Annotated in this window: 20 protein-coding genes and 1 pseudogene; 5 read left to right on the top strand and 16 right to left on the bottom strand. The window is 70.0% G+C overall.

Annotated features, from left to right (window positions below; all coding sequences use genetic code 11):
- The coding region (locus ABD256_RS27955) for an HNH endonuclease signature motif containing protein (RefSeq protein WP_344425267.1) at window positions 1-904 on the top strand (904 nt) is incomplete at its 5' end.
- 618 nt (window positions 905-1,522) lie between these two features.
- On the opposite strand, the gene ABD256_RS27960 is transcribed toward ABD256_RS27955, so the two are convergent.
- The 5 genes from ABD256_RS27960 to ABD256_RS27980 are packed head-to-tail and all read right to left on the bottom strand — an operon-like array spanning window position 1,523 to window position 7,463.
- Window positions 1,523-2,254, bottom strand: coding sequence for an alpha/beta fold hydrolase (locus ABD256_RS27960; RefSeq protein WP_344425273.1), 732 nt, complete (start codon window positions 2,252-2,254; stop codon window positions 1,523-1,525).
- A 10-nt stretch (window positions 2,255-2,264) separates the two neighbouring features.
- Window positions 2,265-3,173 (bottom strand): ABC transporter permease, encoded by a 909-nt coding sequence (locus tag ABD256_RS27965; protein ID WP_344425276.1) that lies wholly within the window; start codon window positions 3,171-3,173, stop codon window positions 2,265-2,267.
- On the bottom strand, window positions 3,170-4,114 hold the full coding sequence (locus tag ABD256_RS27970) for an ABC transporter permease (RefSeq protein ID WP_344425279.1): 945 nt from the start codon (window positions 4,112-4,114) through the stop codon (window positions 3,170-3,172). Before ABD256_RS27970 ends, ABD256_RS27965 begins: the two co-directional genes overlap by 4 nt.
- Entirely contained in the window at window positions 4,111-5,694 is a 1,584-nt protein-coding gene (locus tag ABD256_RS27975) for an ABC transporter substrate-binding protein (protein ID WP_344425282.1), read from the bottom strand. The genes ABD256_RS27970 and ABD256_RS27975 overlap by 4 nt, the downstream gene beginning before the upstream one ends.
- Before the next feature lie 11 nt (window positions 5,695-5,705).
- Entirely contained in the window at window positions 5,706-7,463 is a 1,758-nt protein-coding gene (locus tag ABD256_RS27980) for a dipeptide ABC transporter ATP-binding protein (RefSeq protein ID WP_344425285.1), read from the bottom strand.
- A gap of 232 nt (window positions 7,464-7,695) precedes the next feature.
- On the opposite strand from ABD256_RS27980, the gene ABD256_RS27985 reads away from it, so the two are divergent.
- Both ABD256_RS27985 and ABD256_RS27990 read left to right on the top strand, forming a co-directional pair.
- Entirely contained in the window at window positions 7,696-8,688 is a 993-nt protein-coding gene (locus tag ABD256_RS27985) for a methyltransferase family protein (RefSeq protein WP_344425287.1), read from the top strand.
- Complete coding sequence (locus tag ABD256_RS27990) at window positions 8,685-9,623, top strand: alpha/beta hydrolase (RefSeq protein WP_344425289.1); 939 nt, start codon at window positions 8,685-8,687, stop codon at window positions 9,621-9,623. The genes ABD256_RS27985 and ABD256_RS27990 overlap by 4 nt, the downstream gene beginning before the upstream one ends.
- Here ABD256_RS27990 and ABD256_RS27995 read toward each other — a convergent pair.
- Genes ABD256_RS27995 through ABD256_RS28010 form a run of 4 tightly spaced genes read right to left on the bottom strand, consistent with a single transcriptional unit; the run spans window position 9,610 to window position 14,575 of the window.
- Window positions 9,610-10,197, bottom strand: a complete 588-nt coding sequence (locus ABD256_RS27995; protein ID WP_344425292.1) for a TetR/AcrR family transcriptional regulator — start codon at window positions 10,195-10,197, stop codon at window positions 9,610-9,612. The two genes, ABD256_RS27990 and ABD256_RS27995, sit on opposite strands and share 14 nt — an antisense overlap.
- Window positions 10,198-10,256: 59 nt before the next feature.
- A complete protein-coding gene (locus tag ABD256_RS28000) occupies window positions 10,257-11,891 on the bottom strand; it encodes an amidohydrolase (RefSeq protein ID WP_344425606.1) in 1,635 nt (544 codons plus the stop codon).
- A gap of 4 nt (window positions 11,892-11,895) precedes the next feature.
- Entirely contained in the window at window positions 11,896-12,699 is an 804-nt protein-coding gene (locus ABD256_RS28005) for a molybdenum cofactor biosynthesis F family protein (protein WP_344425294.1), read from the bottom strand.
- A 10-nt stretch (window positions 12,700-12,709) separates the two neighbouring features.
- Window positions 12,710-14,575 carry a primary-amine oxidase gene (locus ABD256_RS28010; RefSeq protein ID WP_344425296.1) on the bottom strand — a complete coding sequence of 622 codons (1,866 nt, stop codon included), beginning with the start codon at window positions 14,573-14,575 and terminating at the stop codon, window positions 12,710-12,712.
- Between the two features lie 143 nt (window positions 14,576-14,718).
- On the opposite strand from ABD256_RS28010, the gene ABD256_RS28015 reads away from it, so the two are divergent.
- Together ABD256_RS28015 and ABD256_RS28020 are read left to right on the top strand one after the other, a co-directional pair.
- A complete protein-coding gene (locus tag ABD256_RS28015) occupies window positions 14,719-15,438 on the top strand; it encodes an SDR family NAD(P)-dependent oxidoreductase (RefSeq protein ID WP_344425299.1) in 720 nt (239 codons plus the stop codon).
- A gap of 33 nt (window positions 15,439-15,471) precedes the next feature.
- Window positions 15,472-16,272: an SDR family NAD(P)-dependent oxidoreductase gene (locus tag ABD256_RS28020; RefSeq protein ID WP_344425302.1), complete on the top strand. Its 801-nt coding sequence runs from the start codon at window positions 15,472-15,474 to the stop codon at window positions 16,270-16,272.
- Here the strand turns inward: ABD256_RS28020 and ABD256_RS28025 are convergent, their stop codons facing one another.
- The 7 genes and pseudogenes from ABD256_RS28025 to ABD256_RS28055 form a co-directional block, all read right to left on the bottom strand.
- Window positions 16,273-16,962 carry an ABC transporter ATP-binding protein gene (locus tag ABD256_RS28025; protein WP_344425305.1) on the bottom strand — a complete coding sequence of 230 codons (690 nt, stop codon included), beginning with the start codon at window positions 16,960-16,962 and terminating at the stop codon, window positions 16,273-16,275. It lies immediately after the preceding gene.
- Entirely contained in the window at window positions 16,959-18,683 is a 1,725-nt protein-coding gene (locus ABD256_RS28030; RefSeq protein ID WP_344425308.1) for a branched-chain amino acid ABC transporter ATP-binding protein/permease, read from the bottom strand. Before ABD256_RS28030 ends, ABD256_RS28025 begins: the two co-directional genes overlap by 4 nt.
- A complete protein-coding gene (locus tag ABD256_RS28035) occupies window positions 18,670-19,530 on the bottom strand; it encodes a branched-chain amino acid ABC transporter permease (RefSeq protein ID WP_344425311.1) in 861 nt (286 codons plus the stop codon). The genes ABD256_RS28030 and ABD256_RS28035 overlap by 14 nt, the downstream gene beginning before the upstream one ends.
- 12 nt (window positions 19,531-19,542) lie before the next feature.
- Window positions 19,543-20,712 carry an ABC transporter substrate-binding protein gene (locus ABD256_RS28040; RefSeq protein WP_344425314.1) on the bottom strand — a complete coding sequence of 390 codons (1,170 nt, stop codon included), beginning with the start codon at window positions 20,710-20,712 and terminating at the stop codon, window positions 19,543-19,545.
- A gap of 114 nt (window positions 20,713-20,826) precedes the next feature.
- Window positions 20,827-21,213, bottom strand: a complete 387-nt coding sequence (locus tag ABD256_RS28045) for a nuclear transport factor 2 family protein (RefSeq protein ID WP_344425317.1) — start codon at window positions 21,211-21,213, stop codon at window positions 20,827-20,829.
- Between the two features lie 11 nt (window positions 21,214-21,224).
- On the bottom strand, window positions 21,225-21,992 hold the full coding sequence (locus tag ABD256_RS28050) for a MoaF C-terminal domain-containing protein (RefSeq protein WP_344425319.1): 768 nt from the start codon (window positions 21,990-21,992) through the stop codon (window positions 21,225-21,227).
- A 40-nt stretch (window positions 21,993-22,032) separates the two neighbouring features.
- Window positions 22,033-23,012 (bottom strand): annotated as a pseudogene (locus ABD256_RS28055) (AraC-like ligand-binding domain-containing protein).
- Between the last annotated feature and the right edge of the window lie 24 nt (window positions 23,013-23,036).

Raw genomic sequence — 23,036 nt, forward strand, 5'->3', positions numbered from 1 at the left:
CGGGATCGTGCGGGTGCTGGAGAAGATCCCGGCCACGGTCTCGGTGGAGGATCGGGAGTTCGCTGAGCGGTCCCTGGTCGGCCTGGCGCGTCATGCGAGTATCGGGGAGATCGGCACACTGGGCAAGGAAATCCTCGGCCGTCTCGACCCCGACGGCACCGAACCCCGCGACACCCCCGAACCGAAACGTGCCCTGCACATCCACCAGCGCAAAGACGGTTCGGCGAAGTTCGACGGCTACCTCGACCCGATCTCCGCCGCCAAAACCCTCGCCCTGCTCGACCCACTCGCCCAGACCCAGCCGGATGACCCTTCCGACAACCCGCTGCTGCGGGGGCGGGCGGAACGGTACGGGGACGCGTTCATGGAGATAGTCGCCCTCGCCGCGAGTCACCCGGAGTCTCCGAACCGCAGCGGTGGTCGAGCGGATCTGATCGTGACGATCCCCTTGGCTGACCTGAAGAGGGAGCTGGGCGCGGCGTGTCTGGACATGGTCACCGACATCACCGCCAGCGAAGCCCGCATCCTCGCCTGCGACTGCAAGGTCATTCCCGCCATCCTTGATGGTGCGGGGCAGCCGTTGGAGATGGGGCGGGCCAGGCGCCTGGTGACCGAGGCGATGCGGCTCATGCTCGCCGTCCGCGATCGCGGGTGCTGCTTTCCCGGGTGTTCGCGCAGGCCGCGTCATTGCGAGGCGCATCACGTGCTGCCCTGGTACGCCGGAGGCAAGACTGACCTGGGTAATCTCACGCTGCTGTGCTCCCGGCATCATCGCCTGCTGCACACCAGCGACTGGACACTCCGCATGGTCAACGGCCAACCCGAGTTCACCCCACCAGCGTTCGTCGACCCGTGGCGAAGACCCCGAACGAACCGCCCCACCGCTCAACCCCGCGCCGCCTGAGGCCCGAGGCCGCCACCGGCGGCCACTACGTCCACCGCGGACCGAGCGACGAAACCCCGGTCCTTCAGCCACCCCCCGGCGAAGGACAACACAAACACGCCCACCATCCGAATTCGCAGGTACCGAATGGTCCCGCCACCATCGCACAGCCGCGCGACTGGCCGGTCGCGCGCGGACCGCAGAGCCAGTCGGGCGCCACCGCGAGGGTGACTACCTTGATCCTGGCGGAGCACCAGAATCACCCGCCGCATCCCGCCGGTCCTTGTAGCCCGGCGGTTCGTGCCCACGGCGGATTTGCTGAACAGAACCTGGTTCTTCAGCCCTCCTCGGCGAAGAGCGGCACGAACACGCCCGCCATCCGAACCCGGCAGGCACCGAACCGCCCAGCGCCACCACCGCTCAGCCGCGGGCCACCGGACGACGGCCCGTAGCGTGCCGGTGACAGCGCCAGTCGGGTACGGCTGCCAAGGTGACCGCCTTGTCCGTTCCGTGGGGAACTGCCGCTGGTGACCAGCGACGCGACCGGCACCGAGGAGCGGCAGTTTCACTCGGCGCGCCGAAGGTGTGCCTGAAACTCTCACCGTGCCCACCAAACACGATCCACCGGCGGATTGGAAGCTACCCGGCGTCGAGGAAGCTGCGCGCCGCAGTCGAGAACGCTGTCCCGCGCAGTGCGCCGCCGTGGTCGCCGGGGACCAGGACCAGGTCGCTGCCCGGCACCATGGCGGCGAGTCGTTCGATGCCTTGGCTGACCGGGTCGTCTTGGCCCGCGACGAATCTCGTCGGCACGGTGAGCTGGCCGGGTGACGGTGTGAACGGTTCTCGCCGCAGGCCTTCGATGCAGCGGCCGAGTGCGGCGGCGTCCCGGCCGGGACCGGTGATCAGGCGGGCGATCATCGCGGTGAGCGGGTCACCGGGAAGTTTGCCGCCCGAGGCGAAGGCCATCGCGGCGTCGACGTCGACCGCGGCGAACGGCTCGATCGGGCTGATCCCGCCGAGCACCATTCGCCGTACCGGCGCCACCGCGGGTAGCTCCCAGGCGAGGCGGGCGCCGAGAGAGTAGGCGATCACGTCTACTTCGGACAGACCGTCGACGGCATCGGCGAGCGCGGCGATGATCGCGCGGGGAGTCACGTCGGCCGCGGTGGCGGGTGCGGGGCTCGAACCGTGACCGGGCAGATCCGGCATGAGTACGTCGCGGCCCGAGGCGGTGAGCGTGGCGGCCCAGCCGGTGGTGATCCAGTCGGTGTGCCCGTCGGAGGCGAACCCGTGGACGAGCAGCACGGGAGGGCCGGCAGGCTCGCCGTCGGCACGGAACCGGCGCACGGCCAGTGAAGTGGTGGCGGACAACGGGATCCTCTCAGCTCTGGGCGCGGCGGACGCGGAGCCGCCGCAGGTCGTTGAGCGTCCTGGCTCTGGCATCGACGGCGATCCGCAGCGACGACCCGATCAGGTTCAGCAGGAACACGCACAGCATGATCGTCACGCCGGGCGCGATCACCAGCCACGGCGCGGTGACGAGGTACGAGCGCCCCTCCGCGATCATGTTGCCCCAGGTCGGCGTCGGGGGAGCGATGCCGAGCCCGAGGAAGCTCATCGCACCGTCGACGAGCATCGCCGCCGCCGACAGGATGACGACCTGGACGAGCGCGAGCGGCAGCACGTTGGGGAACACGTGCACGAGCAGGATCTTCGGCCTGCTCATCCCGGACACCCTGGCGGCGCCGATGTAGTCGCGGCTCGCGATGCCGAGCACCCTGCTGCGGATGACCCGCGCGGTGAACGGGGTGAAGATGACGGTGAGCGCGATCAGCTCGGTCCAGATGCTGGCGCCGAGCGAGATGGCGAGCGCCATCGCCAGGATGATCGCGGGGAACGACATCCAGGCGTCCATCAGCCGCATCAGCACCGCGTCCGCGGCGCGGTAGAACCCGCTGACGAGCCCGATCACCATCCCGGTCGCCGCGGCGCACAACGTGATCAGCGCCGAAAGCCCGAGTGAGGCCCGCCCACCGGAGACCAGTCTGGCGAGCACGTCACGGCCGTAGGAATCGGTGCCGAGCAGATGGGCGCCGGACGGGGGCAGCAGCCGGTGGACCGGGTCGGTGGTGCTGACGCTGGGCAGGAACAGCGGCAGCACCAGCACGGTGAGCACGACCAGCCCGAGCAGCGCGCTCGAGACCACCAGTGTCCGGTTGCGCCGGAACAGCCTGGCCGCCCGGCGCTGGGCGGAGGGTTCCCGCACGGAAGCGGCGACAGCCATGCTCATGACACACGCACCTTCGGGTCGAGCAGCGCGTACGAGAGGTCGACGAGCAGGTTGACCACCACGAACAGCACCGCGACGAACAGGGTCACGCCCTGGATGAGTGGGAAGTCCCGGGTGGACACCGCGCCCATCAGCAGATGGCCGAGACCGGGCACCACGAAGATCGATTCGATGATCACGATGCCGCCGACGAGCATGGCGAAGTTGCTGCCGAGTTGCGTGACGAGCGGCATCATCGCGTTCGGCAGCACGTGCTTCACCATCACCTGGCGTTCCGAGAGCCCCTTGACGCGGGCGGTGCGCAGGTAGGCCAGCGGCAGTTCGCCGAGCAGGCTTTCCCGCAGGGTGAGCACGAACAGCGCGGTCTGGCCGAGCACGAGCACGGTCAGCGGCAGCACGAGCGCGGGCACCGCGGCGGCGGGATCGCTGAGCAGGCTGTGGTAGCCGCTCGACGGGAACCAGCGCAGCGTCACCGAGAACACCAGCACCAGCATCAGTGAGATCCAGAAGTCCGGCATCGCCATGCCGAGCGAGGACAGCCGGTCGAGCGTCCGCGCCACCGGGTTGCGCGGGGACACCGCCTGCCACGACGTGATCGCCACCGAGAGGAAGAAGCTGATCACGGTGGACAGCACGGCCAGCGTCAACGTCGGCAGGATGTGTTCGGCGACCACGTCGAGCACCGGTGCGTGGTAGGTGATCGACGTGCCGAAATCGCCGCGCACCACGTGGCCCGCCCAGCTCAGGTACTGCTCCCAGATCGAACCGTTCAGGCCCATGCTCGCCCGCAGCGCGTCCACATCGGACGGTCGCGCGGTCGGGCCGAGAATGGCCTGCGCCGGATCGCCGGGGATGAGCCTGATGACGAAGAACATCATCGTCCCGACGATCACCAGTATCACGACGAGATCGCGCAGCCTGCGCACCAGCAGTGCGGTCATGACGCCAGCCAGGTGTTCCAGAAGACCCGGTAGAAGTCGCCGTAGCCCTTCAGCTTCGGCGTGTAGGCCGCGTACAGCCTGGACTGGCTCAGCGTGATCACCGACAGTTGCTTCCAGGTGAACGCCTGCAGCTTGTCCGCCACCGACTTGGCCTGCTCCGGCGAAACGGAAGCGTTGAATTCGGTGATCAGCCCGTCCAGTTCGGGGGAGGACGAACCGTTCAGCGTGCCGAGCGTCAGCGCGGGCATCTGCGCGGGCGAGGTCAGCGCCGAGTCGAAGAACAGCGTCGTGAGGTCCCAGCCCGCCGGGTCCTTCGTGAGCGTGCCGAGCATGGTGGCGAAGTCGTAGGTGTCGATTTTGGTGGTGATGCCGATCTTCGACAGCTCGTCCTGGATGAGCACCGCCCACTTGCCGAACTCGGGGTAGGAGTTCGTCGTGACGATGTGGACGGTCGCGCCTGCGGCGACCCCGGCCTCGCCGAGCAGCTTCTTGGCCCGTTCGGGATCGTGCGCGCGGTAGACGTCCTCGCCGGCGGTCGAGTAGAACGCCTTGTTGTCCGGCGAGGCGAACGCGCCGGTCTCCAGGGTGAGGTCCTTGCTGCCACCCGTCGCCGCGTTGATCGCCGGCTTGTCGACCAGCAGGTTGAGCGCTTCGCGCGCCCTCGGGTCGGCGAAGCGCGAGCCCTTGGCGAAGTTCGGGATGATCACGTTCTGGTTGCCGCCCGGCAGATTGTGCACCACCAGCGCCGGGTTCGCCTTGAGCGTCTCGTACTGGTCGTTGGTCGGCATCGCGTGGTCCCACTGGCCGGTCTGCAGCCCGTTGACGAGCGCGTCCTGGTCGGCGACGACCTTGTAGGTGACGGTGTCGAGGTAGGCGTGCTTCGCACCGGCCTGCCCGCCCCAGTCCTCTTCGGACCGCGTCTTGTAGCCGTCGTAGCGCGCGAGCACCAGCTGCTGGCCGATTTCCCAGCTCTTCAGCTTGTACGGGCCGGTGCCGACGGCCTTGTCCTGGCCGAACCCGGTGGCCGGCAGGCCGGTGAGGTTCTTCGCCTCGTAGATCTCGGTGCCGGGACTGGCCAGCTCGTCGATCAGCGGGTACCGGGGCCGCTTGAGGTGGATCGCGACGGTCCCGGCGTCGGGTGCGGTGACGGTGTCGATGTCGGGGGAGACGAGCTGCCCGGTGCGGTGGCTCTTCCGCCAGCGCTCCAGGCTCGCCACGACGTCGTTCGCGGTCAGCGGCGCGCCGTCCTGGAAGGTGATGTCCCGCCGGAGCTTCACGGTGTAGGTGAGCCGGTCGGGGCTCGTCGTGTACGTGTCGGCGAGCATGGGCCGCGCGGTGAACGTCTTGTCCACTTCGAACAGCTTCTCGTACATCATGTTGCCGATCTGCGCGGTCACCTGGCCGGGATTGGCGACCATGTCGAGCGACTGCGGATCGGTCGGCACCGCGACGGTCAGGTTTCCGCCGCGCACCGGCGGCCCGTCGGGTGCGGTGCCCGCGGCACCACCGCTCATGCAGGCGGCGAGCAGCAGCGTGGTCACCCCGCCGAGTGCCGCGAGTGCCGGAATACGCCTTCTCACCAGAGATGTGGTCATGGGCTCTGCAATCCTGTGCGGGGGAGTGAGGGCAGTGCGGGATTGGCCGCGAGCAGGCGGCGGGTGTAGTCGTGCCGCGGTTCGAGGCGGATGGCGTCGGGGGTGCCGATCTCGATGAGCTTGCCCGCGTGCATGACGCCGACCCGGTCCGCGACCGAGAGCACGAGGCTCAGGTTGTGGGTGATGAACAGGAAGCTGAGCGCGCGGGAGCGGCGGAGCTGAAGCAGCACGTTCATCACCTGTCCCTGCACCGAGACGTCGAGCGCGGAGGTCGGCTCGTCGGCGACGATGAGGTCTGGACCAGCCGCGATCGCGCGGGCGATCGAAACCCGCTGGCGCTGCCCGCCGGAGAGCTCGGAGGGCAGCTTGCTCGCCGTGCCTTCGGGGAGGCCGACCTCGTCGAGCAGTTCGGCGACCCGCCGGTCGAGTTCGGCACCGCGCAGGCCGGTGAGCTCTCGCAGGGGCTCGGCGACGATGCGAGCCGCGGTGTGCCTCGGGTCGAGGGAGCTTTGCGGGTCCTGGAAGATGAGCTGCGCGCGGCGGCGGAACGCGCGCTCGCCGCCGGTGAGACCGTTCTCGGTGCACCGGTGCTCGCCGAAGGTGATCGAGCCGGACGTCGGCGGTTCGAGCGCGCTCACCATGCGGCCGAGCGTGGTCTTGCCGGATCCCGACTCGCCGACGAGCCCGAAGAACTCGCCGGGCGCGACCCTGAGCGAGACGTCGTCGACCGCGCGCACTTCGGGCTCGCGTGCCATCGAGAAGCGTCCGCGCCGTCCGTACACTTTGGACACGTTCTCGATGACGAGTTCGGTGCCGCCGTTGGCAGGCGCGTCGGCGCCGGACAGCGGTTTGACCTCGGTGGCCACCGAGGGTTCGCCGTTCATCGCGGCTTCGAGACGTGCTTCCGAGATGGTCGGGAACCCATCGCGCCTGCTGACACCGAGCTGCGGAACGCAGTCCAGCAACGCCTTGGTGTAGGCGTGCCGCGGGGCACCGAGAATGTCCTCTTTGGACCCGATCTCGACCAGCCTGCCGCGGTAGAGCACCGCGATCCGGTCGGCCACCGCGGCGGCGACGCCCATGTCGTGCGTGATGAACACGCATGCCGTGCCGTGCTCGCGGCGCACCCGGTCGAACAGCGTGAGGATCTCGGCCTGCGTGGTTACGTCGAGTGCGGTGGTGGGCTCGTCCGCGATGAGCAGTTCGGGATCGGCCATCAGCGCCAGCGCGATCATCACGCGCTGCTGCATACCGCCGGAGAGCTGGTGCGGGTAGGACGCCATGACCCGGTCGGTGTCGGTGAGCCCGACCTCGGTCAAGAGCCGTCGTGCCTTGGTGTCGGCTTCGCGGTGCAGCGGCGTGTTCTTCCGGGTGGCTTGCCTCGGGAGTGAACCGGGTTTTCGGTAGGCCTCGATCAGTTGCCCACCGACGCGCATTCCCGGGTTGAGCGAGTCGAGCGCCTCTTGGAAGATCATGCCGATGCGGTGGCCGCGGTAGGCGCGCATCTCGTCGGCCGACAGCTCGGTGACGTCGACACCGTCCACAGTGATCTCACCGCGGGTCCGCACCGGTGCCACGAACTCCAGCAGCCGGATGATCGACAGTGCCGTCACGGTCTTGCCGCTGCCGGACTCGCCGACGACGCAGAGCGTCTGGCCGTGCTCTAGATCGAGGGAAAGCTCCCGCACGAGCTCGCGCTCGGTTTCGCCGGTGACGACGCCGATCGTGAGATCCGTTATTTCGAGGAGCGCCATGAAGTCCCCTTCCTGGTGCCCGCGGGGCGGGCCGGGCTGCCGGGGAAGGACGCCGGCAGGGGTAGTTCTACGCATGTTGACACCGGGGGTGAGCGGTGTCAATGGTTATATTCTACAACTGTAGGAAGTTGAGATGTGGTTCGTTTTCATTGGCACGCGGGCAAAAACGCGTACTGGACTCTTTTGTCTACGAATGTAGAATCTCCCGCAGTCAAGGCACAAGGGAGGCAACATGACCGGGTCAACCACGGCCACCGGCCCCGAGCGGATCGTGGACATCGCCGTCGGCTACATGGCGGCGAAGCAGCTCTTCGCGTCGAGCCGGATCGGGCTCTTCCGCGCACTCGCCGACGGCCCGTTGAGCGCACCGGAACTCGCGGAGAAGACCGGGAAACCGGAGAAGGTGGTGCGCATCCTCGGCGACGCGATGTCCTCGCTCGGGCTGCTTTCGCGCGCGAACGGTCGCTACGAGCTGGGGCCCGACGCCGCCGCATACCTCACCGAAGACGGCACCGGGCCGGATCTCGCCCCGTTCCTCACCTTTCTCGAATCGATCAGCTACGGGCACTGGCTCCGGTTCGGCGACACCGTCGACACCGGCGAGCCCGCCGAACTGGATCTCACCGGGGAGCGCTGGGATACGTTCCTGTCCGGCGTGATGACCTACAACGCCTTGCACGCGAAGACGCTGGTGTCGGCGTTCGATTTCACGCCGTACGCCACCATGCTCGACCTCGGTGGGCTGTCCAGTGCGTTCGCGGTGGAAGCCATGCGCGCCAACGAGAACCTGTGCACGACCTTCGTCTTCGCGCCAGAGTCGGTGGGCCCGGTGATCGCGGCGGTGCGCGAGGCGGGCGTGGCCGATCGGTGCACGGTGCTGGGGGAGCCGACCGCGTCCGCGCGCCCCGAAGGCGAGTTCGACGTCGTCATGGTGAACCACGTGGTCCACCGGTTCGGTGCGGCCGAGAACGCGGTGATCCTGCGCAACGCCCGCGCCGCCGCCGCGCCGGGTGCCCGCCTGCTGCTGCTCGACTTCTTCCTCGACGACGACGAGGTGCAGCGCCCGCTGGACGCGTTGCACGCGGGGGAGTACCTCGTGATCGACGGGACCGTGGTCTACCCCGAGGCCGAGGTGCGCGGCTGGCTCGACGGCGCCGGATGGCGGGTGGTGGACCGGCTCGCCCTGCCCGGCAGCCCGCGCGTCCTCGTCGCGGAAGCGGTGTGACCGTGGCACTCGACCCCGCGGTCCGCGAACTCCTCGCGCGCAGCGCGCCGATGGAGGCGCCGTCCGCACCGCCGACGGCGGCCGAGCTGCGCGCTTCCTTCGCCGCGTCGTGGCCGCGGCCCACCGCGGTGGAGCCGGTGGCCTCCGTCCGCGAACACCAGGTGCCCGGCCGTGATGGTGCCGTCCGGGTCAAGGTCTACCTCCCGGACGCCGCCGGTCCGGTGCCCGCGTTCGTGTGGATCCACGGCGGCGGCTGGACGATCGGGTCGATCGACGAGAACGAGGTCGCGTCGCGGGCGGTGTGCGTGGCGGCAGGGGTCGCGGTCGTCGCGGTGGACTACCGGCTCGCACCGGAGCACCCGTTCCCGGCGGCACCGGCGGACTGCTACGCCGTCGTCGAATGGCTCGCCTCGGGAGGAGCGGGGCCGTCGGTCGACGGGACGCGGATCGCGGTCGGCGGGGAGAGCGCGGGCGGCAACCTGTCCACTGTGGTCTCGATGATGTCCCGCGACCGCGGCGGCCCGCCGATCAGCGCGCAGGTGCTCGTGTGCCCGGTGTACGGCCACCCCGACGACGGGTTCGCCTCCTATCGCGACTTCGCCGAGGGCTTCGGGATGACGGCGGGCGCGATGCGGTTCTTCTTCGACCAGTACGTCACCGAGCCCGCCCAGCTCGACGACCCGTACCTGCTTCCGTTGCGGGCGAACGATCTCACCGGCCTGCCGCCCGCACTGGTGATGACGGCGGAGTACGACGTCCTGCGCGACGAGGGCGAGGAGTTCGCGCGCCGCCTCGGCGAGGTCGTCCCGGTCGAGTTCACCCGCTACGACGGGCAGATCCACGGCTTCTACGGCCTCTACACCGATCTTCCCGCGTCACCGCGTTCGCACGCGCAGGCCGCGGCTTACCTCCGCGGGGTCTTCAGCCGCGGGTGAGCCGGTCGAAAAAGGACTCGAGGTGCTGCTTTTGCAGCTCCACGGTGGAGAAATCGCCGCTGACCAGGCTCATCACGTTGGCGCCCGCGTTGAGCAGGACGATTTCGTCGACCAGCTGCTCGTCGGGGGTCGCGGTGACGATGTCGCCGTCTTCGCGGCCCTCGGCGAGGAACCGGTGCAGCAACCCGCGCCACGAGCGGACGTGCTCCAGGTACTTGTCGTGCAGTTTCGGGTTCGTCAGCGACATCTGCCAGAACGTCAGCAGCACGCGCCCGGCGGTGATGCGCTCGTCGTCGATCGGCATCGACGACACGCACAGCTCGCGCAGCGCGACGAGCCCGCGCAGCCCGTCGAGTTCCACGTAGTCGTGCATCATGCCCAGCGCGCGCTCGTAGATGGCCTCGATGATGTCTTCCTTGCTGGGGAAGTACAGCTTGAGCGCACCGTTCGCGAACCCGGCCGCCGCCGCGATTTCGCGCATGGTGGCGGCCTCGAGCCCGCCTTGGGTGATCAGGTCCCAGGTGACGTCGACGATATGGCTGCGACGGTCGTCGTGATCGATGATCTTCGGCACCGGGCCACCTCCCGCACTGGTTTCATCTACCAGTGTAGGAGAAACGGCGCGAAAGGTGCTCACGAGCCCCCGAACACCCGGCGCCCGGCGAACCACGTTTCGGTCACGGTAGTGGTCGCGAGCTCGGTCGGGGCGGCGCGGAACGGGTCGCGGTCGAGCACCAGGAAGTCCGCCGACTTCCCCCGGGTGAGCGATCCGGTGACGTCGCCGAGACCGGTCGCGCGGGCGCTGCCGAGGGTGAACACCTCGATCGCCTCGGCCAGCGTGATGGCCTGCTCCGGCCATAGCGCGCCGGGGTGCGCGCCGGTCGGGTCCCGGCGCGTCACGAGCCCTTCGATGCCTTCCCACGCGTTCGGCGACTCGCTGACCGGCCAGTCCGAGCCACCCGCGACGAGCGCGCCGCTGTCGAGCAGCGCCCGGTTCGGCTGCATCCTGGTGGCGCGGTCGGCGGGCAGCACGTCCGCGATCGCCGACGGGATCACGCCAGGCACCCACAGGAACGGTGAGATGTCCGCGGCGACGCCGAGCGCGGCGAACCGCGGGAGGTCGTCGGGGTGCACGAACTGGCCGTGCGCCACCTGGAAACGGGCATCCGCGAACCCTTCGGCACGGATCTTCTCGACGGCGTCCAGTGTCGCGCGGACCGAGGCGTCACCGGTGCAGTGGACCTTCGCGGACAGCCCGGCCGACGCCGCGGTGCGCAGCCAGCCCTCCAGCTCCGCACCCGGCATCGTGGTGGCGCCGTGGAAGCAGGCGCCGTGCACGTCGTCGGGCAGGTACGGTTCGAGGAACGCCGCGGTGCGGGTCGGCGGCACCCCGTCGAGGAAGATCTTGACGAAGTCCGGCCGGTGGTGCTCGCTCCGGTAGCGCTCGCCGATCTCCAGCAGCGGCCGCCCGATCGGGTCGAACCCGAAGATCGGGTCGTTGACCAGCAGCGAGGACACCACCCACGCGTCGAGTTCGCCCGCGTCGTCCAGTGCCTTCAGCGCCTCGAGGATGTCGAGCGAGACACCGGCGTCCTGGAACGCGGTGACACCGAAGGAATGCAGCGTCTCGATCGCGCGGCGGGAAGCCTGCCGGTGCTGCTCCCCGGTCAGCGCCCTGGTCTTCCGCACCGCCCGTTCGACGAGCGCGCCTGCCGCCTCCAGCAGGATCCCGGTCGGCGCGCCGGTGACCGGGTCCCTGCCGATCACACCGCCGTCCGGGTCGGCGGTCGAGGCGGTGATGCCGGCCAGTTCCAGTGCCCTGGTACTCGCCCAGCGGTTGTGCCTGCTGTCGTCGGAGAGCGAGACCGGGCGCCCGCCCGCCGCTTCGTCGAGCGCGTGCCTGGCGGACTCCTGCGACAGCGTGCTGACCAAAGTGGACGCCCACGCGCCGCCGATGACCCACTCGTCCGCCCCGAGACCGCGCGCGCCGGCGCTCACGGCGTCCAGGATCGCGGCGAGGCCCTTGTCGGCACCGAAGGTCAGCTCGAACAGTTCGGCACGCCCGGCCAGCGCGTGGTGGTTGTGCACGTCGACGAACCCCGGCATGACGAACGCGCCGCCGAGATCGCGGACCTCGGTGCCCGGCCCGCGGGCGGTGTCGTCGAGTGCGAGCACCTTGCCGTCTCGCACCGCGAGCGAACACGCCCACGGCGTCGCGTCGTCCATTGTGCACACGGTGGCGTTGGTGAGGACCAGGTCGGCAGGCATGGCGTCACTCATCGGCGGGGTCGTACTCCGCGGGGTGCACGGTCGTGCTCAGCAGCTTGCCGTGCGCGCCGAAGGTGAAGTGCGTCGGCACCTCGCCGGTGCCGTCGAGTCCGAAAAGGACTCCGTGCGAGCGAAGGCGGCGGGTGTCGCGGTGGTCGGCGACGGTGACCGAACCGCACGGGATCACCTTCTCCCGCCAGGTGAACACGAAGATGCCGGGGCGCAGCCGGTACGTGGTGTTCTCGTCGGTGTCGGCGAGCCCTTTCTCCGGTCCGGCGAGGCACTGCCACGTGTACCAGTGCGGGCTCAGGTAGAGGTGTTCGTAGGCGTGTGCGGCGCTGTACACCCACAGCGCGCGCCTGCCGATGAGCGAGGTGGTCGGTGCGGGCACGTCACCGCGGGCGTCGATGCCTTCGATGGTGGCGGTCAGGAACGTCTGCGTGACCCGCGGCGCGGTGTCGCCGATCCGGCTCAGCACGACCAGCGCCCTGCCCTCGCGGAGGTCGAGGAAGACCGCGTATGCCTGCTCGGGTGTGCCGCTCGGGTGGAACTGGACGTAGTACAGGCCGTCGTCGACCAGGAAGGTTTCCGATTCGTCGGTACCGGAAGCGTGGTGGGTCCAGTCGATCCGGGTGCCGCTGAACCTCGCCGAGAGCGTGCTGCCGTCGTCGCAGCGCAGTACCAGCGAACGGTCGTGCAGGTCCGCGACGGTGGGTGCCTTGTTCGCGTCGAACCCCGGCGCCAGCCCGTCGAGGGGCAGCCAGGTGGAGGTGTCGGAAAGCCCAGAAGGCGCAGAAAGCCCTGTCATCGATGAGTCCTCAGTGGTCGCAGTGGTCGGTGTCGCCGGAGGGGAGGTCCAGCGCGGGGTTGCGGTCGCAGAATCCGTACGGCCGCAGGGAGAACCCCGCGCGGTCGACCGGCATCACCGGCCAGTCCTCCGGCCGCGGTACGTGGGTGAGGCCGAAGACGTGCCACAGCACGAGATCGGTGTCGGTGAGGGCCCGGTTGCCCGCCGTCCACTCGGGCAGCCCGGCGCCGCCGGGATGCGCGCCGGGGCGCTCGCCTGCCGGATAGCGCTCGTCGTGCCGGTAGGGCGTCGCCCAGAGGTGCCGCGTCGCGAAGGTCGCTCGCTTGTGGACGGACGAATCCGGCTGTGCGAGCAGCGTCGCGGACGGCCGCGGCACGAGCTGGTACGCCGTCGGGATCCCGAGCCGGTTCGTCTTGTCCGAGCTGCGGATCTCCCACACCCTGGCGCGGGCGGGGTCGGCGGTCCGCATCGCCTCGTGTTCGGTGCGCAGCGGCGTGCTGTGCCAGGTGAAGGCGTTGCCGTACGGGTTGTCGTCACCGGTGGGCACGCCGGCGACGTCGATCTCGTGCAGGGAGTTGCGGTCCCCGTCGACGGTCATGTCGAGCCGGGCGCAGAACAGGTGCTGGTGCACCGGGGCGAACAGACCGGGCGCGAGCTCGGTCGCGTGTGGACGCCGTTCACCCGGGGTGCCGGCCCCGGCGAAGACGATGCCGGTCGCCTTCGCCTCGAACTCCACGGTGCCGTCGAGGTAGAGGTACCAGAAGAAGCCGTAGTCGTAGTTGCCGACCGTGGAGATCGACGAGAGCACGAGCCTGCGCGAGCGCCGGACTTCCGCGCGCTGGTCGAGATCGGTGTGCTTCCAGAGGATCCCGTCGTCCTCTTCGTGCAGGCAGATCGCGCGCGGGATCTCGACGGCGTGGCCGTGGTCGTCGGCGACGAAGGCGGGGAAGTAGTGGATCACGCCGAGGCAGTCGCAGCCGAGCCGCAGATCGTTGGTGTTCTTGCCGAGCAGGTATTCGCCGGCGTCGAAGTAGCTGATCCAGAACCGGCTCGGCGAGGTGTCCCCGTAGGGCACCACCATTTCCGGTACCGACGCGCGGTGGAGCACCGGCCGGTCCTGGAAGCTGATCTCGTGCAGGGTGAGGCCCTCGCGCGCGTTGAAGCCGACGCGCAGCCGCCAGCCCTCCCAGCGCACCTCGGAGCCGTCTACGGTGAAGCTCGGCCCTTGGGGCTGGGTGATCTCGATGGGCTTGAGCGTCGTCCTCGCCGGAACGTCGCCGTAGCGCCCGTGTTCGGAGGGCACCGGGACGTCGCCTTCGTCCTCGACGCGCAGCACTTCTCGCGTGGTCAGGTCGATGTGCACGATGAGGCCCTCGACCGGATGGGCCCACGGACTGTCGGAGGCGTCCTCGCGAAGGAAGGTCAGCGAGCGGATGACGCGCCCTTTTTCGTCTTCCCTGCCGAAGTACCCCGGCGCGAGCGGCGCGCAGAACGCGTGTTCGACGCGGTCGGCGAGGCCGCGCCGGGTCATCGCGGCGAGCCACGCTTCGGAGGATTTCGTGATCTCCGACGCGAGGTCGTACTCCTCGAACAGGTAGGCGGGCTGCCCGTCGCCGCAGTTCTGCCACGACACCAGCGCGCGTTTCGTGACCGACACGACGGCGTCACCGGCGAGCCCGGTGCTGGTGTCCAGCGTCGTGAAGCGGATCCGCCGGTCGGCGCTGCCGGGCGACGACCCCTTCGGCGGCTCCTCCGGGAGCACCTGCGGGAACCGGGTCGTCTCGCTGACCAGGCCCTCCGCGACCAGTACGGCGCGCCCCACCTCCAGCTCCGCGGCGGTGAGCGGGTCCAGTGGATGCGGTGGTGTGCTGGGCATGCGATCCCTTCCGGTTCGGTCCGTGCAGTTTCGGCCGTGGCCGCCCGGTGGGGAAAGCGCGGCCGCGGCACCCGTGCGGCTTCGGACAACAACGCTGCGCTGGTGGCCAACCCCCGGTGCGCGCCTGCCCGCAGGATGTCGCCATGCGACTCGATCTCGCGGGCAAGGCCGTGCTGGTGACGGGTGCCGCCTCGGGGATCGGCCTGGCGTGCGCGCGGGCGTTCCTCGCGGAGGGCGCGCGGGTGGGCATGGTGGATCGTGGCACGGTTATCCCGCCCGGCGGCGACACGATCGCCGTGCGGGCGGACGTGACCGACGAACGGGAACTCGGCGACGCCGTCACCGCGGTGGCGCGGGAATTCGGCGGGCTCGACGTCGTGGTCGGGTGCGCGGGCATTTCGGGCCCGGTCGGCACCCCGCTCGCCGAGACCACCGCCGAGGACTTCTCCTCGGTGCTCGCGGTCAACGTCACCGGCCAGTTCCTGCTGGTCAAGCTCGCGCGGCCGTGGTTGCCGCGCGGGACGGGCGCGGTGGTGCTGCTTGCCAGCGACTCGGCGTTCACCTGCGCGCCCGGCATGGTGCCCTATTGCGCTTCCAAGGGGGCCGTGGTCGCGCTGACCAGGGCGCTCGCGGTCGAACTGGACGGAGTGCGGGTGAACTGCGTGTGCCCGTCGGTGACCGACACCCCGATGGCCCGCGCGGATCTCGGCGAGGTGCTGGCGAAGGCGGAGTTCCCCGTGCAGACGGCCGACGACGTCGCCCAGCACGTGCTGTACCTGGCGTCCGCGAGATCGCGCACCGTCAACGGGCAGGCCGTGCTCGCCGATTTCGGCGTCTCGGCGCGATCCGGTTTTCCCGCTTAGGTTTTCGTTGGCAGAGCAAGGAAAGGACCCAGTGTGAGCACGGAGAACAGCGTTGTCGCCATCACCGGCGGCGGTACCGGAATCGGCGCCGCGGTGGCGCGGGACTACGCGGGGGAGGGTGCCGAGGTCGTCGTACTCGGGCGGCGGCGCGAGCCGCTCGACAAGGTGGCGGCCGGGACCGGTGCACACGTGATCACCTGCGACGCGAGCGAGCGGGACGACGCGGAACGGGCGGTCGCCGAGATCATCGGCCGGTTCGGGCGGCTGGACGTGGTCGTCGCCAACGCGGGCGGGCACGGGCTGTCGTCGGTGACCGAGACCGGCGACGAGGAGTGGGAACTCGCGCTGCGCTCGAACCTGTCGAGCGCGTTCGTCTTCTGCCGCGCGGCACTGCCGTCGCTGGTCGAGACGGGCGGCCGGGTGGTGGTCGTGTCTTCGCTGGCCGGCCTGTTCGCCGGGCCGAACGTCGCGGGCTACACGGTCGCCAAGCACGCGCTGATCGGGCTGACCAGGTCGATGGCGCGCGACTACGGCCCCCGCGGCGTCCGTGCGAACGCGGTGTGCCCCGGCTGGGTGCGCACGCCGATGGCCGACGGTGAGATGGACCAGTTCGCGGCCGCGGCCGGGTTCGACGGCGGGCACGACGAGGCCTACCGCAGGGTTACCGCCGAGGTGCCGCTGCGCCGCGCGGCCGAGCCGGGGGAGATCGCTTCGGTGATCCGGTTCCTCGCCTCGCCGGAATCCTCGTACATCACCGGCGCGGTACTGGTCGCCGACGGCGGCGCGCACGCGGTCGACCTGCCCACGCTCGCCTTCGAACGCGCGGGGATGTGATCAGCCGAGATAGGCGGAGTGCAGCTTCTCCGGCGAGTCGAGCAGTGCGCGCGACTCGCCGGAGAAGGTGACGCGCCCGGAGGACACGACCAGCGCGTCCTGCGCTACGCCGAGCGCGAGCTGGGTGAACTGCTCGACGAGCAGGATCGCGGCACCGTCCTCGGCGAACCGGGTGACCACCGGCAGCAGCCTGGTGAACACGACCGGCGCGAGCCCCAGCGACATCTCGTCGATCAGCAGGAACGACGGGCGTGCCGCGAATGCGCGGGCCAGCACCACCATCTGCTGCTCGCCCCCGCTGAGCAGCGCGGTGGGCGAGTCGCGGCGCTTGTCCAGTTCGGGGAACAGCTCCAGCACCTCGTCGACGCGGTCGCGGGTGCGCGCGGTGAGCCTGAGGTTTTCCAGCACGGTAAGGCCCGCGAAGACCGCGCGGCCCTGTTCGATGTGCGCCAGCCCGAGTCGTGACCGCGCGACACGGGAGTGCTTGGTGATGTCCGTCGATCCGATGTGGACACTCCCGGCGGCGACGGGAACCACTCCGGAGACGGCTTCCAGCAGGCTGGTCTTCCCCGCCCCGTTCGGGCCGACCAGCGCGGTGATCCGGCCCGGCTCCAGGTTCAGGTCGACGTCGCTGATCACCGGGCCCGCGCCCCGCGTGACCGTGAGTCCCGTTACCCGCAACGCGTTCACAACAGCTCCGTTTCACCCATGTACGCCTTGAGCACGGCCGGATCGGCCAGCACCTCGTCCTGCGGGCCGCTGGCGAGCACCTGCCCGAAGTCGAGCACGGTGATCGTGTCGCACACCGAGCGCACCAGGTCGAGGTCGTGCTCGATCAGCAGGACCGAGACACCGAACCGCGCGGGAACCTGCCGCAGCCGGGAGCCGAGTACGACGTGCTCCTCGTGCGGCAGGCCCGCCGCGGGTTCGTCGAGCAGCAGCACGCGGGGCCTGGCCAGCAGGTGCCCCGCGACCTCGACCAGCCTGCGGGCTCCGACGTCCACTCTGGACAGTGGGGTCCGCGAGGGGGGACAGCCGAAGAAGTCGAGCGCTTCCGCGATCTCCGGTTCGGACAGCCGCCGCCTCGCCACGAACCGCACGTAGGCGCCGACGGAAAGCCCTGGCGGGACGCGGTCCTGCTGGAACGTCCGCCGCAGGCCCGCCCTTGCCCGCCTGGTGGGGGAGCCGGTGAGCGGATGCCCGTCCAGTTCGACCACGCCGTCGGCGCGCGGGAGGAACCCGCTGATGGCGTCGACCAAAGTGGACTTTCCTGCGCCGTTGGGCCCGATCACGCCCAGCACGCCGTGTTCGGGTACCGAGATGTCCACTTGGGACAGTGCGGCGACCTTGCCGAAGTGCATGCTCAGCCCGCGCACGACCAGTACCGGATCGCCGGGTGGCGGCACCGTCGTTTCCCCGGTGACCGCGCCGAGCAGCACCCCGGCGCGTTCGCGGGTGCGCGTGCGCCGGTGCCACAGGTCCCGCAGCGCGGTGCCGAGGTTCCCGCCCTGGGTCAGCGCGTGCACGCCGAGCAGGCCGAACACCACGTAACCCCAGTCCTGCGGGACGCCCCAGCGCTTCAGCAGCTCCGGTACGGCGACCCAGAGCACCGCGCCGAACACCGCCATGTCGATCAGGTGCGCGCCCGACATGATCGCCAGCACGTACAGCGCCAGCGACTGGATGGCGGAGAAGCTCGCTGGGAACGCCAGCCCGACCTGTCCGGTCAGCAGCCCGCCGCTGATCCCGCCCAGCGCGGCGCTCACCGCGAACGCGGTCAGCTTCGAGGTCCGCACGCTCGCCCCGGCCGCCGCCGTGCCGCGCTCGGAGAACGCGACCGCCTGCCAGCCGCTGCCCCAGCGCCCGCGGCGCAGGAAGTGCACGACGAGCGCGCACGCGACGAGCACGAGCACACCGAGCAGGAAGTACCCGCGGTCGTCGGAGAACGCGTCGGGCCGTTCGACGGAGGTTCCTTCGGTGGCACCGGGGAACTGAAGTTGCACCAAGGTCACGTCGGCGGCCGCGGCGAGGCCGAGCGTGACCACCGCGAGGTTGATGCCGCGCAACCGCAGCGCGGGCAGCCCGACGAGGATGCCGGCGATGCCGGCGGCGAGCCCGCCGAGCAGCAGCCACACCACGAACCCGCCCGGCGCGCCCGCCACGTTCAGCGCCGAGACCACCCATGCGCCGACGGCGCCGAAGGTGAGCTGGCACAACGAGATCATCCCGGCGCTGCCGGTGACGATGCCGAGCCCGAGCAGGGCGATCCCGGCGACGATCGCGCTCATGCCGAGGTAGACGAAATACCCTTCGAGCCCGACGCTCAGCGCGTACCCGACGCCCACCGCGACGGCGGCGACGAGGAACGGCACACCTTTCCGGCCTACGGCAACATGGTCAGCGAGCGGCATCCCACACCTCCTTGCGCTGCGTCCACAGCAGCAGTGCGACGATCACGGCGAACGGCAGGAAGTACCGGATCACCGAAAGGCTGTCGGACTGGGCGACCGCGCCCTGCGCCATGCCGAGCACGAGCCCGCCAGCGACGGCGAGGTCCAGCCGCCGGAACCCGCCGAGCAGCGCGGCGGCGGCAGCGGGGACCACCAGCATCGCCAGCGAGGTCGCGTCGTTCGACTGCGACGGCGCCACGATGGACACGGCGAGCGTGCTGACCACCCCGGTCGCCGCCCACACCGCGACGCTGAGCCGTTTCGCCGGGATGCCGAGCAGTTCCGCGGTGGTCGGCCGTTCCGAGAGGGCGCGCAGCTCGATGCCGACCGACGTCCTGGTCAGTACGGCACGGCAGGCCAGTGCGACGAGCACGGCCAGCGCGACGGTGACCACGGTGACCTGGCTGATCACCACCCCGCCGAGTGCGAAGGCAGGCCCGGCGAGCACCGGGTGGAACGGCTGCGGCTTGTTGCCGAACAGGATGAACGACAACGAGATCAGCAGCAGGAGCACCGCGACGGTCACCGCGGAGCGGGTGCCGGTGTCGGCCTCGGCGAGCCAGGTCGAGACCACCCAGCCGAGCAGCGCGGACAGCGCGCCGCCGAGCAGGATGCCCGCCACCGTGGCCAGCCACACCGGCAGTCCGGTGTGGACGGCCAGGAACACCGCGACGTAGGTACCTGCCATCCCGATCGCGGCCTGGGCGAAGTTGACCACCCGCACCAGCCTCGACATCAGCGTGAGGCACACCGCCAGCACCGCGTACAGCCCGCCGGCGGCGAGGCCTGCCAGCGCTCCCTGCAGCATCGGGGTTTCTCCTTACTTCTTCGGGATCCGCAGCCAGTCGTCGGCGGCGAGCGCCCACTTGTTCGTGCCGGAGGCGAGCTTGATCGGCCACCCCGCGGTGTTGTCGTGGTGGGTCTTGCCATCGCCGAACGCGTACGGCGTGCCGACCATCGGGTCGGTGACGGGCTTCATCTCGCGCAGCGCCTTGGTCACCGTCTCGCGGGTGATGTCGCCCTTCATGCCCTTGAGCACGTCGAGGAAGTACTTCGCCGCGAGATAGCCGCCCTGGCTGAACGAGGTCAGCGGGATCTTGTTCTTCGTCATCAGCTCGCGCCAGTCCTTCGTCTGCGGGCTGGCGGCGTCGGTGAACGGGTAGAACTCGGCGGGCACGTACACCCCGGCGCCCGCGTTCGAGATCGCCTTGGCGAAGTTCTCGCTGTACACGCTCGTCAGCAGCAGCCAGGAGACGTCGTTCCAGCCCTGCGCCTGCGCCGCCTTGAGCTGCCCGATCGAATCCGGCTCGACGGGGTTCACCGTGATCGCCTTGCAGCCCGCCGCGCGCGCCTTGACGATGTAGGAGGTGTAGTCCGATCCGCCGTAGGGCACCGTCGCGTCGACGTACTTCAGCTTCTTGCCGGTGATCGCGGACCATTCGTCGATCGCGGCCTGGTACGACGGCAGCGTGTTGCCCGCGATCTCCAGCAGCGCGCAGATGTCGTTGAGCTTCAGCACTTCCGAGCCGTAGAGCAGGGTCAGCGTCATGTCGTGGTACGGGCCGACGTTGACCGGCGCGATGTTGGGGCTGTTGAAGCAGGCCGGGTCGACGCCGATGCCCTGCACCGAAAGGATCTTCTGCTGCTCGTAGTACTTCGCGTTGATCTCGCACTCGATCAGGCTGGACGACCCGACCAGCGCGACCGCGTTGTCGCCGCTGACGACCTCCCGTGCCGCCGCGGCGGCCGCCGCGGGATCGCCCTTGTCGTCGATCGCCTTGTACTCGAGCTGGCGGCCGTTGATGCCGCCGCTCGCGTTGGCGGCGTCGAAGACGGCCTTCGCGGCCTGTGACGCCTCCGGAAACGTGGCGGCACCGCTCAACGCGTTGACCGAGCCGATCACGATGGGGCCGCCGGTGCCCCCGCCGCTCCCGGCGCAGCCACCGGCGGCGAGCAGGACAGCGGCGGCCAGCGCGAGTCCTCGCGACATCGTTCTCATGGTGGTCTCCCGTCCTGTGGCAGTCGAGGTGGAAGGACCCTACGAGCGGCCACGGCGGCCCGGCTTGGCTTTGCGGGCACGGGTGTTGTCCCGTGCGGCACGCCGTCAGGCGGTGGCGGCGACCACCGGCGCGGAGTCCACGATCTGCTCGAAGCTGGCGAGGTCGTCCCCGTCGAACTTCCACACGTGCGCGACCCTTGCGGTGAACGACTTCCCTGATCGCCGATGGGTGCCCTGGTAGCTGCCGAGCCCGATCACGGTGTCGCCGGAGTGCAGCAGTTCGGCCAGTACGAAGGCGTACCCGTGCCAGTCCCGCCCGATCGCTTCGAACACGTTCTCCCGTACCGCGTCCGGCCCGACATACGTTCCCGCGTAAGGGAATCCGGCCGCCTCGGTCCAGGTCGTGCCGGGCCCGAGCGGGGCGAGCATACCCGCCAGGTCGCCCCGGTCGCTTGCTTCGTAGTGCGCGGTGATGACGTCCACAATGGACACGAAAGGCTCCTTCAGACGGGCTGGGCGTCGGGGTAGTCGACCGAGCCGAGCGGATAGATGTGGCCGCCGGCGCGCGAATGCTCGGAGCGGCCGTCTCCGGTGATGCCGAGGAACACCCCGGTCGTGCGCAGCGCGTAGCCGAGGTCGTGCAGCCAGACGCTGGCCACCGCGATGCGGAACTCGCGGAAGCAGAACAGGTAGAGCCCGTCGGCGAACTTCCACACGGTCGAAAGGTCCATGTCGCCGTGGCCGCGCTGCACGCCCTCGATGCACTGCCACGCGTAGCGCTGGGAGGAGATGTAGACGTGCTCGTAGAGGTGGTTCGGGCTGTAGCGGTAGACGTTGCGCTTGCCGATCAGGTCGCGGGACGGCCCCGGTACCGGACCCGACGGCGTGCCGGCGTCGGTGGTCCCGGCCCAGAACGTCTGGGACACCCGGGGGACCCCTTCGACGTCCTCGGCGCCGATGACCGACTTGACGGCGAGTGCGCGGTGCGTGGTCGCCGAGAAGACCACCGTGAGCGCTTCCCCTTCGACGCTGCCGAGTGGGAGGTTCACGAAGAAGACGTCTTCCCGGATGGCGACCGCGTCGTAGGGCTCCTTCGTCCCGTTGAGGGTCACGTGCTCCGCGTCGTCGAACCGCAGCGCCAGTTCCGGGCCGTCGTCGAGGCGGACGGTGAGGTCGCGCCCGGTGAGGTCGGCGTTCGGCAGGCGGTAGGTGGCAATTCCGGCGGCGAACTCGTCATAGGTCCGCCACTGCTCTTCGGGTGCTTCGGGCATGGCCTCATCGTCGTGGCGGACGCGGGCCGCCGACCACCCGTCACGCGCTGGAGGGCAAGCATCCGTCGCTCAGGGTCAAAACCCGCGGCGGACCTCGCTCGGCGACCGGCCGAACGCGGCCTTGAACACCCGGCTGAAATGCGCCGCGTCGACGAAACCCCACCGCGCCGCGACGGCGGCGACCGGGCGCCCGGTGTGCACCGGGTCGAGCAGGTCGCGGCGGCAGTGCTCCAGCCGCCGCTCGCGGATCCAGCCGGACACCGTGGTGCCCTGCTCCTGGAACAGCCCGTGCAGGTGCCGGGTGGAGATGTAGTGCTCCGCGGCGATCTGCGCCGGCCCGAGTTCGGGGGAGGACAGGTTCGCGTCGATGTGCGCGCGGATCCGCCGCATCAGCTCGTGGTGCGGGTCGGCGGTGGTGTGGGCCAGGTCGAGCTCGGTGGCGAACATCGTGGCCAGCAGGTCGACCGCGCTGTGCGCGAGGCGGACCCCCGCCGGGCCGGCGAGCTGGTCGAGGTTGCTGCCGAGCTGGGCGAGGAACGGCACGACGACGTTGCCGACGCCCTCCTTGCCGGACATCCGGATCGCGGTCAGCTGGCCGATCAGATCGGACGGCAGGTCGATGAGCCGCTGCGGGAACATCACCACGAGCGTGCGGAAGTCCTCTTCGAACACCAGCGAGTACGGCCGGTGCGTGTCGTACAGCGCGACGTCGCCGGGGCGCAAGACGGCCTGGCGGCGGTCCTGGATGAGCATGCCGGTGCCCGCGAGGATGAGGCTGAGCTTGAAGTACCGGCGATCGGACCGCGCGATGAGCTCGGGGGTCCGTTCGACCACGTGCGCGGACGCGGTGATCTCGGAAACCCCGACGTCGTCCACGGCGCACGAGCGGATCCGCCCGCGGAAGTGCTCGTCGTGCTCGGTCGTCACCTGCAGCGGGACGAAGGACTGGGACACCGCGGTGCGGAAGTCCGTGAAGTCCTTGGCGACCGTTGTGGTGGCGGGATGGACGGCGGCGGTCACGACTCACCTCACAACGTCGAGAGG

This window comes from Amycolatopsis minnesotensis, assembly GCF_039529815.1.
In the GTDB taxonomy this organism is placed as follows: Bacteria; Actinomycetota; Actinomycetes; order Mycobacteriales; family Pseudonocardiaceae; genus Amycolatopsis; species Amycolatopsis minnesotensis.